The organism is Acinetobacter legionensis (assembly GCF_048552295.1).
In the GTDB taxonomy this organism is placed as follows: domain Bacteria; phylum Pseudomonadota; class Gammaproteobacteria; order Pseudomonadales; family Moraxellaceae; genus Acinetobacter.
In genome coordinates this window covers 1-14,104 of sequence record NZ_JBIMCW010000005.1, presented here as the reverse complement: position 1 = coordinate 14,104, position 14,104 = coordinate 1, and the positions used below count along the sequence as shown (strand labels likewise).

Annotated in this window: 14 protein-coding genes; 7 read left to right on the top strand and 7 right to left on the bottom strand. The window is 37.6% G+C overall.

Annotated elements, in window-relative coordinates; all coding sequences use genetic code 11:
• Positions 1-15 precede the first annotated feature (15 nt).
• The gene (locus ACG916_RS05430) at positions 16-1,419 is read right to left on the bottom strand and encodes an aminotransferase-like domain-containing protein (protein ID WP_336953095.1); all 1,404 of its coding nucleotides are present in this window, start codon (positions 1,417-1,419) and stop codon (positions 16-18) included.
• Between the two features lie 155 nt (positions 1,420-1,574).
• Between ACG916_RS05430 and ACG916_RS05425 the strand changes: the two genes are divergently transcribed.
• A complete protein-coding gene (locus ACG916_RS05425) occupies positions 1,575-2,429 on the top strand; it encodes a hypothetical protein (RefSeq protein ID WP_419327397.1) in 855 nt (284 codons plus the stop codon).
• 118 nt (positions 2,430-2,547) lie between these two features.
• Here ACG916_RS05425 and ACG916_RS05420 read toward each other — a convergent pair whose 3' ends face one another.
• Entirely contained in the window at positions 2,548-3,432 is an 885-nt protein-coding gene (locus ACG916_RS05420; protein WP_419327398.1) for a LysR family transcriptional regulator, read from the bottom strand.
• Between the two features lie 167 nt (positions 3,433-3,599).
• On the opposite strand from ACG916_RS05420, the gene ACG916_RS05415 reads away from it, so the two are divergent.
• The 6 genes from ACG916_RS05415 (at position 3,600) to ACG916_RS05390 (ending at position 9,423) form a co-directional block, all read left to right on the top strand.
• Positions 3,600-4,286 carry a hydrolase gene (locus ACG916_RS05415; protein ID WP_004821006.1) on the top strand — a complete coding sequence of 229 codons (687 nt, stop codon included), beginning with the start codon at positions 3,600-3,602 and terminating at the stop codon, positions 4,284-4,286.
• A gap of 39 nt (positions 4,287-4,325) precedes the next feature.
• Positions 4,326-6,200, top strand: a complete 1,875-nt coding sequence (locus ACG916_RS05410; protein WP_419327399.1) for an amidohydrolase — start codon at positions 4,326-4,328, stop codon at positions 6,198-6,200.
• Positions 6,201-6,257: 57 nt separating this feature from the next.
• A complete protein-coding gene (locus ACG916_RS05405; protein ID WP_004721074.1) occupies positions 6,258-6,422 on the top strand; it encodes a DUF1427 family protein in 165 nt (54 codons plus the stop codon).
• A 35-nt stretch (positions 6,423-6,457) separates the two neighbouring features.
• Complete coding sequence (locus ACG916_RS05400) at positions 6,458-7,138, top strand: YoaK family protein (protein ID WP_004721072.1); 681 nt, start codon at positions 6,458-6,460, stop codon at positions 7,136-7,138.
• A gap of 48 nt (positions 7,139-7,186) precedes the next feature.
• Positions 7,187-7,897: a YoaK family protein gene (locus ACG916_RS05395; protein ID WP_333665027.1), complete on the top strand. Its 711-nt coding sequence runs from the start codon at positions 7,187-7,189 to the stop codon at positions 7,895-7,897.
• A 263-nt stretch (positions 7,898-8,160) separates the two neighbouring features.
• The gene (locus tag ACG916_RS05390; RefSeq protein WP_335954521.1) at positions 8,161-9,423 is read left to right on the top strand and encodes a carbohydrate porin; all 1,263 of its coding nucleotides are present in this window, start codon (positions 8,161-8,163) and stop codon (positions 9,421-9,423) included.
• A 189-nt stretch (positions 9,424-9,612) separates the two neighbouring features.
• Here the strand turns inward: ACG916_RS05390 and cuyB are convergent, their stop codons facing one another.
• Genes cuyB through ACG916_RS05365 form a run of 5 tightly spaced genes read right to left on the bottom strand, consistent with a single transcriptional unit; the run spans position 9,613 to position 14,021 of the window.
• A complete protein-coding gene (gene cuyB, locus ACG916_RS05385) occupies positions 9,613-10,323 on the bottom strand; it encodes a cysteate racemase (protein ID WP_004721068.1) in 711 nt (236 codons plus the stop codon).
• 1 nt (position 10,324) lies between these two features.
• Entirely contained in the window at positions 10,325-11,347 is a 1,023-nt protein-coding gene (cuyA, locus tag ACG916_RS05380) for a D-cysteate sulfo-lyase (protein WP_056510583.1), read from the bottom strand.
• A 17-nt stretch (positions 11,348-11,364) separates the two neighbouring features.
• On the bottom strand, positions 11,365-12,156 hold the full coding sequence (locus tag ACG916_RS05375) for an ABC transporter ATP-binding protein (protein ID WP_336953085.1): 792 nt from the start codon (positions 12,154-12,156) through the stop codon (positions 11,365-11,367).
• Entirely contained in the window at positions 12,156-12,935 is a 780-nt protein-coding gene (locus ACG916_RS05370) for an ABC transporter permease (RefSeq protein ID WP_419327400.1), read from the bottom strand. The genes ACG916_RS05375 and ACG916_RS05370 overlap by 1 nt, the downstream gene beginning before the upstream one ends.
• Positions 12,936-12,944: 9 nt before the next feature.
• A complete protein-coding gene (locus tag ACG916_RS05365) occupies positions 12,945-14,021 on the bottom strand; it encodes a taurine ABC transporter substrate-binding protein (RefSeq protein ID WP_419330204.1) in 1,077 nt (358 codons plus the stop codon).
• Positions 14,022-14,104: the final 83 nt, after the last annotated feature.

Here is a 14,104-nt window from a genome sequence, read left to right as displayed (position 1 = left end):
TTATAAAAATTCAGCTTATGTTGCGACTAATTTACCAATAATATGAATCAATTCATTTAATGCATTTTGAATCTTTTCATTCATTTCAAATGAACAATTCATCCGAATAAAGTGATTTTGTTGATTGCTAATATTAAATAAGCTGCTCGGTGCGACACTGACACCGTGTTCTAACATGTGTTGATAGATGTCATTACTATCGACCTGTTCAGGCAATTCAATCCATAAAAAGTACCCGGAAGGATAATAATTGACATGGCATTGCTCAGGTAAATGGGTTTTTAAATAATTAAAATATTGTTTTTTATAGCGTTGTAAGGTGGAACGTAAAGTTTTTAAATGTTTTTCATAATGACGATGGGAGAGATATTCAACCAAGGCATTTTGGATAAATGAGTTGACTGAAAGGGTACTCATAAGTTGAGTGTGCTGAATATGTTCAGAGAATTTCCCTGCATAGACCCAACCGATACGAAAACCTGCACCTAATGTTTTTGAAAAAGAAGAACAATGTAGCACCCAATTTTGTTGATCAAAGTACTTCATCGAGAGGGGTTTTTTTTGATCATAGTAAAGTTCTTCATAGACATCATCTTCAATCAAATAAATCTGATATTGGTTGAGTAACTTAGCCAATTTTAATTTAATTTCATCACTCACAGTAAAGCCAATTGGATTCTGACCATTTAACATCATCAAACATACTTTAATTGGATATTTTAAAATTGCGTGTTCGAATGCATCTAAATCAATGCCATGTTCAGGGTGCTCTGGAATAGTAATTACTTTTAATCCAAGTCGTTCAGCCGCTTGCCATGCACCATAAAAAATCGTCTGTTGTAATAAAATATAGTCCCCAGCTTGTGTAAGTGCTTGCAATGAAAGATTTAATGCATCCAAACCTCCAGAGGTAATCACAATATCAGATGGATCAGTGGGGATGCCTTGCATCGCATATTTCTGTGCAATAATTTTTCTAAGTTGATAATTTCCGGGCGGGAGACTTGGAGTTTGTTCATAGCTACGCCGTTGTCGAGCAAGTTGTCCAAGCGTTTGTATCAGTTTAGCGGAGTAGAGCAACTGGCTATTGGGAAAGGCAGAACCTAAAGGGATAATGTGTTCAGACTGTGTAGATTTCAAATATTTGAAAACAATTGAGTTAATTTCAACTGTTTCATTAATCACATGTAATGTGGTGGGATGATCTGAACTTTGTTCTACCACAAAATACCCTGACTTTTCTTTTGAATAAATCAGGCCTTGCGCTTCGAGCTCTTGATAAGCATTCATCACCGTAATTAGACTTAACCCTGATTGTTGAACCTGTTGGCGTAGTGAGGGTAATTTTTCATGTGCTTTCCACGTCCCATTTTCAATCAATAATTTTAGGCTATGGGCCAGTTGTTCAGATTTATACATAGGTCAATGCAAGTGAGTATTTAAAATAACTATAACAGACGCAATCAGTACAGCTCTATCTGTTATATATTTTTTCTAAAATTTTGTGGCTATATTTCTTTTTGATTTCTTTTCAAAATAGTCGCACGCGATGCAGTATAGAATGAGGCAGGGATATGTTTGTTACGACTCAGTTGAATGTGCTCACACAAGTTTTATTTGAGCATGGTTGCTCTGAAAAGGTGATAGAACAACTCAATCAAAGATTTGTAAACTTAGAAGCAACATTGTTGCGTGCCAAAGTCTTACGTGAATTTTCAAAAAAGAAAAGTACAGCGATTATCCAATCTGCAATTGCTTCAAATGATTTAAGTCTGGCTTATTTGTTTTCACCGTTTATTTTGGCGAATTTAAATCAAACAGTGCTTTACTCAACACTTTTTACGGCACAGGTTCAAGATATTTTAAAACCTTATTATCAGGTTGAAAAAACCATGAACTTGACCAAGGATGATGTCGTTCTAGAAAGTTTAAATCTCTTTTTAGATCTACAAGATCAAACATGGGATGCACAGGAATTTGTTTATTTTCAGTTGTTCAAAGCACTGACTCAGGCAGAAGTTTATCGTATCTTTTTAATTACAGATCAACCGATCAATCCAGATTATTTGTTTGAAATAGAATGTTTTTTTAAGGTTCGAATTTTCTTGGTAAATCCCGAAAATGAGCAAGATGGTCTAAATCTGCAATTAGATCATCATGATAATAAATTAAATATGCAGAAGCTTTTGTTTAAATATAAAGATGATTTTAATGTAGCTTTATGTCGTAAATTTTCAGAAATGAATGCTAAAATTTTAAATTTATCAGGTCTTTATGATCTAGTACAAGCGCAAAACCTAGTCGAAGATATGTTTTATTCTGAACATATTTATGAAAAATTATCGGTTTATGCTGAATATATGCAGACCCGATTACAGAACAATGTGTTTAGTACAAAATTCAAATCTGTGTCAAGTTTGCAAGCTTAGATGCTGAGTATTTGCATACACAACGCTTTATTGAAGTGCTTTATGTATTGTATAAAGATACAACATGAGCCGTGAATACTTAGTTCTTAGGTAAAAGTCTGGTCCAAAGCTTTATATTTTAGCGATCAGATAAGTGTTTTTTGAGATGATCTAAAAAGAGCTTCACTTTTTTTGGAATCTTTTGTTGAGATGGCGTAATTGTATAAAAATAAAGTTGCTTTGAATGATAGTCTTCTAAACAACGAACAATTTTTCCAGCATCTTGATCTTTTTTTGCTAAAAAATCGGGTAAAAATATAATGCCTTGATCTTGTTTACAAAAATCTAAAAGGAAATCGCCACTATTGCATGTCAATTTCGGCGTACAGTAAATAGTTTCTTCTTTTTTATTCTTATTCAGCACAATTTTAGTACTTGAATCGGTTTGTGAATACAACAATAGACTGTGCTGTTTTAACTCATCGATTGTATTGGGTACGCCAAATTTTGCAAAATAAGCTGTAGTTGCATAAAAATGTCGATGATAGGTACTAAACAGGTGGGCATTACGCTGATCAATATCTTGACTGATTCTGAGAACAATATCATATTGATCTTCACTGATATTTAAAAACTTATCTGAAAGAAACAAGTCTATTTTGATGTTGGGATACTGTGTCATAAATTTAGAAATGATCTCGGTAAGATGCGCATGTCTAAATGAATGAGGTGCATTGATTCTGAGTTTACCCTCGGGATATTTCTGGTCGTGGGTAAAGTCACTGGTTGCCCATTCAAACTCACTCATAATGACTTTAGAGTGTTGATAAAATTTTTCACCTGAATGAGTTAAATCCATTTTGCGGGTATTGCGGATGAACAGGACCGTATTAAAAATAGTTTCCAAATGGCAAATTCTTTTCGCAACTTGATCTCTAGTAATGTTTAAGTGACGTGATGCACTGCTGAAATTTCCATATTCAACGACACTAATAAAAGTATTGATACAGTCTAATTTATCCATTTAATTTTAAAGTACTCTTCACTTGAATGATTAAAGTAACGCATCATCCTATGCTGATCAATCATTGTATCTTTTTAGGATACAGTTTGTATTTAAAATAATGTCTAGTGGTTTACGTGTATTTTTGCTTTTATATAAATTCCTTTATAAATGTGTTGCGAATCAAAATGAATAAAGCATTTTTAGAACAACTTACACCTCAAAACTGTCAAATCATCTTTATTGATCAACAACCACAAATGGCTTTTGGCGTACAGTCAATTGATCGTCAAACTTTAAAAAATAATGTGGTGGGATTGGCTAAAGCCGCTCAGGTTTTTAATATTCCAACCACCATTACAACAGTAGAAACAGAAAGTTTTTCAGGGCACACTTTTCCAGAATTATTAAATGTGTTCCCTGAAGCCCCTTTACTCGAAAGAACCTCTATGAACTCATGGGATGACCAAAAGGTTCGTGATGCATTGGCAGCCAATCATCGTAAAAAAATTATCGTATCGGGTTTATGGACTGAAGTTTGCAATATTACATTCGCTTTTGGTGCAATGCTGGAAGGTGATTATGAAATTTATATGGTTGCCGATGCTTCAGGTGGAACTTCAAAAGAAGCACATGATTATGCGATGCAACGGATGATTCAAGCAGGCGTGGTTCCTGTAACCTGGCAACAAGTTTTACTTGAGTGGCAACGTGATTGGGCACATCGTGAAACTTATGATGCAGTGATGGACATTGTGCGTGAACATTCGGGTGCATACGGTATGGGCGTAGATTATGCATATACTATGGTACATAAAGCGCCAGAAAGAACCACAACGCAACATGAAGTTATTGCACCTGTGTCAGCAAAATAAACCTTATGGATATAAATATTCATCTACATGGAGATGATCATGACAGATGTACAGTTAATTCTTAAGAACGGCAAAATTACCACGCTTGACCCGAAACAGCCTGAAGTGGATGCAATTGCGATTGCTGACGGAAAAGTGTTTGCCACAGGTGATGAAAATAGCATCATGAAGTTGGCCAACGACTCGACAAAAGTGATTGATTTAAATGGTCGTCGCGTTATTCCCGGTTTAAATGACAGCCATCTCCATATTATCCGTGGCGGGCTTAACTATAATATGGAGTTGCGTTGGGAAGGGTTTCCGACTGTTAAAGATGCTTTAAGCTTACTCAAAGAGCAGGCAGAAAATACGCCAGCACCACAGTGGGTACGTGTTGTCGGTGGGTGGACTGAATTCCAATTCGCAGAAAAGCGTTTACCAACTTTAGCTGAAATCAATAAAGCTGCACCTGATACCCCAGTTTTTATTCTGCATTTATATGCAAGTGCAATGCTGAACAGAGCAGCATTAGATGTCTTAGGTTTTAATAAAGATACTCCTGATCCACCCGGGGGCAGAATAGAACGCAACGAAAAAGGCGAGCCAACAGGTTTATTATTGGCAACGCCTTCTGCTGCAATTTTGTATTCAACACTGGGCAAGGCACCCAAATTACCCGTCGAAGATCAAGTGAATTCTACCCGACATTTTATGCGTGAGTTAAATCGGCTCGGTGTCACTTCTGCGATAGATGCCGGAGGGGGTGGGCAAAACTATCCAGATGATTATGCAGTGATCAATCAATTGCATGAAAAAGATCAAATGACCGTTCGTATTGCTTATAACCTCTTTGCACAAAAAGCTGGTGAAGAGTTAGAAGATTATCAACGATGGACAGAAATGACGTTTCCTGGCGATGGTGATGCATTATTGATGATGAATGGTGCGGGTGAAAACCTGACTTGGTCAGCTGGTGATTTTGAGGATTTTTATGAACCTCGCCCAGATCTTCCAGAAAAAATGGAAACTGAATTAGAAGCTATTGTTGAACATTTGTCTGAGAAGAAATGGCCGTTTCGAATTCACGCCACCTATGATGAAAGCATTAGTCGATTGCTCAATGTTTTTGAACGTGTCAATGGTAAAAAGCCATTTGAAACCCGTTTTATTATTGACCATGCAGAGACGGTTTCAGAAAAAAACATAGAACGGATTGGTGCCCTCGGTGGAGGAATTGCCATTCAACACCGTATGGCGTATCAAGGCGAAATCTTTGTTCAGCGTTATGGTGCCGATGCAGCCAAAGACACGCCTCCGGTAAAAAAAATGCTTGAGTTGGGTGTACCAGTGGGCGCTGGAACAGATGCGACGCGTGTTGCATCATACAATCCTTGGGTCTGTTTGGCATGGTTAACCACAGGTAAAACCGTGGGTGGTTTTACTTTATATGATGAGAAAGACTTACTTGATCGTCAAACAGCGTTAAGACTATGGACCAAAGGATCTGCTTGGTTTTCAGGCGAGCAAAACCATAAAGGCGCTTTAGTCGCAGGGGAACATGCGGACCTAGTTGTACTCTCAGATGACTATCTCACTGTTGAGGGCGATGAAATTCAATTTATTGAATCAGTCATGACGGTGATGGACGGTAAAGTGGTCTATGCGGGTGCCGAATTTAAGCAACAAGATCCACCGATTCCACCCGCATCGCCTGATTGGTCACCAGTCAAGCGATTTGGCGGGCAGTGGCGCCACTCTGAAAATCGTAATGCGCCTTCCTTACAACCCTTACAAAAAGATTCAGCAGTGTGTGCATGTTCTAGCAGCTGTGGCATGCATGGACATTCGCATGCATGGATGCTTGATGTTCCTATCAATGATCAGGATAAAAAATCATTTTGGGGCGCATTAGGCTGTTCTTGTTTTGCTTTTTAAAACCAACCTAAAAAATTCCATCTGAAACTAGGTGGAATTTTATTGGGGGAGAAATTTATGAAAATCTATCTGATCTCTTTGGCCGTTGGGTTGTTGGTTGGCGTGTTGTATTACCTATTAAATGTGAAATCTCCAGCCCCTCCTTTTGTGGCCCTATGCGGTTTATTGGGGATGGTTATTGGCGAACAACTCATGCCAATGATTAAAAACTTATTATCCTAACGATAGGGTGATGCAATAACAGGAGAAAGGGGCAAATGATGCAATTCAGACTAAGTAAGTTATTGAGCTTCAATGCAGGCTATGTCGATACTGCAAGCTTTCTCGCATTGCATGGCTTATTTTCTGCCCACGTGACAGGTAATTTTGTAACATTAGGCGCGGCTTTAGTCTCCGAGAGTCAAACAGGTGCTTGGGCTAAATTGGCAGCACTACCAATGTTCTGTATTACAGTTTTATCGGTCAAATTGTTGGATCAAAAGTTTATCCGACATCAAAACAGTTCATATGCGTTTTTTCTAAAACTGATGTTTTTGCTTTTTAGTATAGTCGCCGTATGTTCCTACTTTTATTTGCCTTTTCCGAAATACGATACCATCATGAGTTTCACTGTAGGCATGTTGTTGGTGGCGGCTATGGCGATTCAAAACGCGATGCACCGTATCCATTGGACGAAAGAATCACCAACAACCGTGATGACGGGTGCTACAACACAATTGATGTTAAATATTGCTGAGCTTTTTTCCAAACCTTCTCAGGAAAAAAGACTGCAAATTCGACAGAGTATTGTTGCAATTTTTCCAACCATGTTGAGTTTTGCACTGGGATGCGCAGTTGCCGCAATCGTATATAAATTTGCACTACTGTGGTTATTTTTGCTTCCCCCAGTTTTATTGCTGATGATTTACATCAATCGGGATAACTATAAAAAAGCTTAGGTTTTGACAGGTCCTAATTCTAATTAATTATTGAATGACGAGTAGAACATGGAAAATATACAAACGACGCCGCCGAGTGGGTTTTGGAAAACATGTCGAGATCCTTTGTTATTGACAATTGTGGGTGGCGCAATTGATACCATTGGCTTTATCGCACTGTTTGGTTTTTTTACTGCGCATGTCACAGGAAACTTAGTCTTAGCTGGTGCTGCTTGGGTCAAAGGTGGGCCTGGGATTTGGATTAAGCTTGGGGCAATTCCCTTATTTATTCTGACTGTTGCCATCACCAAATATTGGATTGATCGTAGTGTACAAAAACATACCACCTTAAGTTATTTATTTTTGGGGGAAGCAATTTTTTTAATTGGGTTTATGCTTGCGGGTTTATATTTTGAACCGTTTAAAGATGCCAATAGTGTCACTGTCGCAATTACAGGTGGTTTAGGGCTGATCGCCTTAGCTATTCGTAACACTTCAAGTAAAACCTTAATTAAACATATTAGTCCGAGCACCATGATGACGGGAAATACAACACAGTTAGGTATAGATATTTCTAATTATTTAAGAGATCGGAACCATAGCAATATGCAAAAATTACAGCACAGTTTCAGCATTGTGGTGGGTTTTGTGATTGGCGCATTTTTAGGTGCTTTTTTATATGTGTATCTAGATTTCTGGAGTGTCGCTTTCTTTGTGGCACCCGTGTTGTATCTGTCTTATCTCGCAGCCCAGCAAAGATTTGTCCAACCAAGCCAGTGACTCAATGATGAATAAACGTCAATGAGTAATCATGCTTGATGGAGTTTTGTCATAATTATTGTGACCACGTAGGTGCTTAAAAATTCCCTAAAATATTTATTGGAACAATCGTCTTTTAGTTAAATCAAGCCTTGATTGATTTAACTCGCATTCATCATTCACATTTTTGAGAAATCCAAAAATTAAACCATGTTTTGTCGAATAGCAAAACCAGCATCTGTCATTTATTTAAATTATGGACTTTGCAAAATTAAGGTAAACCTATGTCAAATTTGATTAAATTTACAATTTCTCTTGTTTCATTGCTCAGTATACAGTTACATGCTGCTCAATACAGCTTAGACAAAAATAGCCCTTATTTGTTTGGTGATTGGCAGGGGATGCGGACTGAACTTTTAAAGCAAGGCATTAAATTAGATGCAAACTTGATTGTAGACAGCGCTTATTTAGTTGATGGTGGCTACAATCCGGGGAGTGATCCTAAATATGCCAGTCAATTTTTAATTGGTTCAACTTTAGATTTAGAAAAGCTGGCAAATTGGGAAGGGATGACATTAAGAGCAACAATCACAGCAAGACAAGGACAAAGTTTATCTTCAGAAGATATTTCTGATCCATCCGCACCACAGCTTGCCAATGTTCAAGCAAATTATGGTCGTGGCAACAGTAAAAGTCGATTGACCGAGTTTTCTTTGGAGAAAAACTTTAAAGAACAGGGGCTCAGTATTAAATTAGGGCGTTTGGGAATGGGTACAGATTTCAATGTGATGTCTTGTGAATTTCAAAATAATTCATTTTGTGCTGCGCAAATGGGAAAATGGCAAAGCGGAATTTGGTATAACTCTCCAATTTCTCAATGGGGTGTTCGTTTAAAATATCAATTTCACCCAGAACTCGCCTTACAAATCGGTGTTTATGAATATAACCCTCAAAATGCTTTAGAACGGCATGGCTGGAATCTGAGTACCCATCAAGCTGATGGTATCACTATTCCCATAGAGATGATCTGGCGACCGAAATCATTGATCAATGCATTAGCAGGAACTTATCGTGTAGGGGCTATGTATAACACTGCAGATGAAACTAAAAATCAAAAGGATATACGGACGGGGCAGCAACAAAATCATACCTATGGCGCTTGGTTTAATTTTGACCAGCAACTTACTTCAGTTGGTGTAGGAAAGCAGGGCTTACACAGTTTTGCAAATTTTACATTCCATAGCCGTACCACCAACAAGGTGGATCAGTCTCAACAGATCGGTCTAAAGTATTATGGGGTGATAACCAGCCGAGCTGAGGATAATTTGGGTTTTGCGCTTAATCGTATTCATATCAATAATCGTTTTGCAGATGATAAGAAACAATTTAATGCTGATGCCGAATATAATATTGAATTAAATTATAGTTATTATCCAACAAAATGGCTGATGTTACGTCCAAGCCTGCAATATATTGTTCATCCTAGTGCAACACATGATATCAACAATGCTTGGGTCTTGGCATTGGGGACAAAGCTTAACTTTTAGAATCAAGAATAGTTAATTAAATTTTATCAATGCATACTGATGTTACGAACACTAGGTATTTATCTATATTGATTATAGATGGGTTTATATACTGCTTGATCCATGCTTATGCCATATAATATAAGGCAATAAAAAGCCGAAAATAATTCAAAGTATTCTCTTAAATAGAAAATGAAGACTGATTTATTTTTAGTAAAACCACCTTACACAAGCATCTGCTAAAAGTTGCGTAGTATCGAAGCTTACATTTAAAATTGGAGATTGAATGGCGTGTAAGCCCAAGGGAATTTCTGTACAGGCTAAAATAATTGAACCTGCACCTACATCTATAAGCCGTTGACTGAGTTCTTGAAAAATGATACCTGCTTTTTCTGATTCATTCCGTTTTACAGCATAAACTGCAGGCATAAATTTTTTTTCAATTTCTTCTTCAGAATTCATTACATAAGGGATGTTATATTTACTTAATTCACGTTGATATAACTCGGTAGAAAGGGCGCCTTTGGTTGCTAAAATTCCAACTTTATCACCATATTTATAATGATCCAAAATCTGTTGTACAGTAATTTCAATCATATTTAAGATTTCAATATTGGTCTGTTGTTGTAAGTCAGCATGCCAAAAATGTGCGGTGTTACATGGAATTGCCACTTTAGCAACACCACTACGTTCTAAAATTTTTAAACCATGTAACATGGCTTTGAAAGGACTTTCACCTAAGTTTTTAAGTGCAAGTTGTCGGTCAGGAATTCCACCATGATTCCAAACAATAGTTGGAATATGTTCCTGATCTTTAGTTGCAGGGCTTGCATCGAGCAGGCGCTGTTGAAAATCAACTGCAGCACCTGGTCCCATGCCACCTAGGATTCCGAGCGTAGGAAATTCTGAAAAATCAATCATTTTACAAGCGGTATGCGTCTTTGTGAGAGAATGCTTTACGGTACCCAAATAAGCCTACAGCACCACCAGTATGCAGAAAGATCACTTTATCGTTTTTAGTGAAATAACCTTGGCGAATTAGGCCTACTAAACCTGCAAAACCTTTACCTGAGTAAACTGGGTCAAGCAAAATACCTTCAGTTCTGGCAAGGAGTTCAACAGCTTCAACCATGCTGTCTGTTGGGATACCGTAACCATCGCCAACATAGTCACTATTTGCCACAACTTTTTCACGTGCGATAAGATCAGCACTCAAACCAAGATGTTCTAAAGTTGAGCGAGTAAGTTTATAGACGTTTTCTTCTTGTTTAGATTTTTCAGCACGAACGCTGATACCTAACACAGGTAAGTTAGAATTTGTTGCAACAATACCCGCTAAAAGACCTGCTTGAGTTCCAGTACTCCCTGTTGCATGTACAAGATGAGTTGGGGCAAGTTGGATCTGGTTGAGTTGGTTAATTAATTCAATTGCAGTAGATACATAACCTAAAGCACCAATAGCGTTTGAGCCTCCACCTGGAATAATATAAGGGCGTTCACCTTGTGCTTCTAATTCTTTTGCTTTTGCTTCTAAAGCAGCAGCCATGTCTGTACCGCCAGGAACAACTTCAATTGATATGGCACCTAAAATTTCGTCCAGCAATAAGTTCCCATTGTTGTAATATTCATCTGCAGCATCACTGACGCGTTGTTCAAGTAAAACAGATGCTTTTAAGCCGAATTTATTTGCTGCAGCAATGGTTTGACGAACATGGTTAGATTGAGTTGCACCTTGAGTAATCACATGTGTTGCGCCTTTTGCAATTGCATCGCCTATTAGAAATTCTAATTTACGGGTTTTATTTCCACCAGTAGCAAGACCTGTTGCATCATCGCGTTTGATATAAATTTCAGGACCGTTTAATGCTTTGGTTAAGTTAGGTAAAAACTCAAGAGGAGTAGGTGCATGAACAAGTTTAACGCGGGGTAAATGACTTAATAACATAAAAGTGTCCTGTAGATTTAGTGTATGTAATCAATCATGCGGTTAACTTCTTTGCGCATAATTTCTAAAATATGTTTTTTGGCTTCAATGAATTCTGGCTGTGGAGCAATATTTTCAATCGTACGTGTATGGGGTAAATTGACTTGAATATCTTCTGCAATACGCCCAGGATGTCCTGCCATTAAGATAATGCGATCTGCTAAAAGTAAAGATTCGTCTATATCATGAGTGACAAATAAAACGGTCGTTTTGTTATCTTGCCAAAGCTTAGTTAATGTTTCCTGCATCAAAATACGTGTTTGAGCATCCAAAGCACCAAAGGGTTCATCCATGAGTAAAATTTTTGGTTTCATGACCCAAGCACGGGCAAGTGCAACACGTTGTTTCATCCCCCCTGAAATTTGCCAAACGCGATGATTTTCAAATTTTTTTAAACCTGTTTTTTCTAAGTAATATTCAGTTTGTTCGGTAATGTATTTAGGCTCTCCCTTTAATTGCTTAAGGGGAAAATAAATATTTTCTTTCACTGTAAGCCAAGGGAATAATTGTGCTTGTTGGAATACAACAGCTCGATCAATGCCTGGTGCTGAAATAGGTTGACCATCTACATAAATGTTACCCGAGCTAGGTTTTTCAAAACCTGCAAGTAAGTTCAAAATAGTTGATTTACCGCAGCCAGATGGACCAAGTAAACAAACGAACTGACCCTCAGAAATTTCTAAGTTAATGTCTTTTAGAACCGTATTTTCAGATTTGTTTTGCTTGAATGTTTTTTGAAGATTATTTAGCTGAATAAATGTTTGAGTCATTATACTTTTCCTGTCCAAGGTGCCCATTTTTGCTGTGCTTTTACAATGAGCCAATCTAAAATAAAGCCAATTGTTCCAAGTAAAATAATACCGACAATCACAACATCAGTACGTAAGTATGAGCCCGCGTTAATGATCATCCATCCTAAACCTGACGTTGCAGCAACCATCTCAGCCGCAATTAATGAGGTCCAACCAATACCAAACGATAAGCGAATCGTGGTGAAAATTTCAGGAAGTGAAGAGGGTAAAATGACACGAAATAAGATTGATGCTTTTCCTAGTCCCATTGTTTGTGCAGCTTGAATTAAACCATGTGGAACGTTTTGGCTTGCTGCAGTTGCGCCAACAATTACACTAAGTAAAGTAGCAATAAAGATTAGGAAAAATTTTGATGCCTCACCAATCCCCAACCACACAACAACTAATGGGATTAAAGCAATTTTAGGAATAGGGCGTAAAAATTGTACGAATGGATCTAAAATGGCATTGAGTACAGGACTACGGCCCATTAATAACCCCAAAGGAACACCAATAATAATGGCAATGAAAAATGCAAAAAATGCACGTGCCGTACTCACTAAAATGTGTTGATAAAATGGAGCATCTCGATAACCGTTTTGAAATAAATCTAAAACTGTATCTACTATTTGTAAGGGGGATGGCAATAAAATGGGTGACACAAGTTTAAAGGTACACACAAGCTGCCAAATAACAACAAAAGTGATTAGTGATAATGCACTAATTACTTTTGCTTTAAACGGGTTCAACTGACTCATTCTATAACCTTATTTAGTTGCTTCGATAAGGTATTTACTGTCGATATTGGGCGCATAACTTTTTGGAACATCAGACTGTTTTAGCTCGCCGATACCGACTAAAAATTTAGCAATATCTTGAGTTGCTTTTGCCAAGCCTGAGTTTTCATCGTTTGATGTTGTACCTAGGTACTTTTCAGATGCTTGATCTTTCAAAGGAATGTAATCAATACCTGCCAATGTAGTTTCAACTTGCTCGTATGGAAGGTTTAAGTATTTAGAAATTTTTTCAGAAGCTAATTTCGGATCTTTTTTATATTCATCAACTTGTTCTTGGTATGCTTTTAAAAACTTAATCACAAGATCGGGGTGTTTTTCTGCAAACTCTTTGCGGACAGCGAAGTTGTTATAAACCAAAATGCCTTGTTCATTTAGTGTCGTTGTACGATAAATCTCTTTGCCACCTTGTTTTTCTAATTGTTGTGTAAATGGGCCCCAAACATAGGCAGCATCAATATCGCCACGAGTCCATGCAGAAACAATTTCAGCAGGTTTAAGTGGTAATAATTTGATTTTTGATTTATCAATTTTATTTAATGTAAGTGCTTGTTCTAATGCATATTGTGCAGTTGAGTTTGCAGGGAAAGCAACTTTTTTACCCACTAAGTCTTGTAGAGTTTTAATTTCAGGTCGAACAATCAAACGCTCTGCACTTGAAATTAGACCCTCTAAGCCAATGACTTCAATGGGTAATCCGCGAGTGATCCCTGCAACAGCAGGACTTGAACCAAAACGGGCGATATCAATTTCATTGGCAGCAAAGTAATTAATCACATCTGCTCCCGATGCAAATTCAACCCACTTAATTTTGGTGCCTAAAGCTTTTTCAAAATCTCCGTCGGCTTTACCTAGGACCCAGACACGGGGACCACCACCCCAAGCAAAACGGACCTCTTGTGGTTGTTCTGCTGTTTGTGACGCTTCAGCTTTGGGTTCATTGTTTTGTGGCGATTTATTTCCACAACCAACTAAAAGTGTAAAACTGAGAATACCGAGGGACAAAGCCAAATTTTTAAAATGAAAACCTGTTGTAAGAGGTGGTCCCACATGTTTGAACAACTAAAAGCTTATTTATAAGTGATACTCTGCTCTAGTTAAGCTACCTTATTTTGTTGTGGTAGCTGGTCATA

Bases quoted from the DNA above. Each gene is read 5' to 3' on its own strand.
- ACG916_RS05430 (WP_336953095.1), bottom strand. From the start codon at position 1,419: ATGTATAAATCTGAACAACTGGCCCATAGCCTAAAATTATTGATTGAA.
- ACG916_RS05425 (WP_419327397.1), top strand. From the start codon at position 1,575: ATGTTTGTTACGACTCAGTTGAATGTGCTCACACAAGTTTTATTTGAG.
- ACG916_RS05420 (WP_419327398.1), bottom strand. From the start codon at position 3,432: ATGGATAAATTAGACTGTATCAATACTTTTATTAGTGTCGTTGAATAT.
- ACG916_RS05415 (WP_004821006.1), top strand. From the start codon at position 3,600: ATGAATAAAGCATTTTTAGAACAACTTACACCTCAAAACTGTCAAATC.
- ACG916_RS05410 (WP_419327399.1), top strand. From the start codon at position 4,326: ATGACAGATGTACAGTTAATTCTTAAGAACGGCAAAATTACCACGCTT.
- ACG916_RS05405 (WP_004721074.1), top strand. From the start codon at position 6,258: ATGAAAATCTATCTGATCTCTTTGGCCGTTGGGTTGTTGGTTGGCGTG.
- ACG916_RS05400 (WP_004721072.1), top strand. From the start codon at position 6,458: ATGATGCAATTCAGACTAAGTAAGTTATTGAGCTTCAATGCAGGCTAT.
- ACG916_RS05395 (WP_333665027.1), top strand. From the start codon at position 7,187: ATGGAAAATATACAAACGACGCCGCCGAGTGGGTTTTGGAAAACATGT.
- ACG916_RS05390 (WP_335954521.1), top strand. From the start codon at position 8,161: ATGTCAAATTTGATTAAATTTACAATTTCTCTTGTTTCATTGCTCAGT.
- cuyB (WP_004721068.1), bottom strand. From the start codon at position 10,323: ATGATTGATTTTTCAGAATTTCCTACGCTCGGAATCCTAGGTGGCATG.
- cuyA (WP_056510583.1), bottom strand. From the start codon at position 11,347: ATGTTATTAAGTCATTTACCCCGCGTTAAACTTGTTCATGCACCTACT.
- ACG916_RS05375 (WP_336953085.1), bottom strand. From the start codon at position 12,156: ATGACTCAAACATTTATTCAGCTAAATAATCTTCAAAAAACATTCAAG.
- ACG916_RS05370 (WP_419327400.1), bottom strand. From the start codon at position 12,935: ATGAGTCAGTTGAACCCGTTTAAAGCAAAAGTAATTAGTGCATTATCA.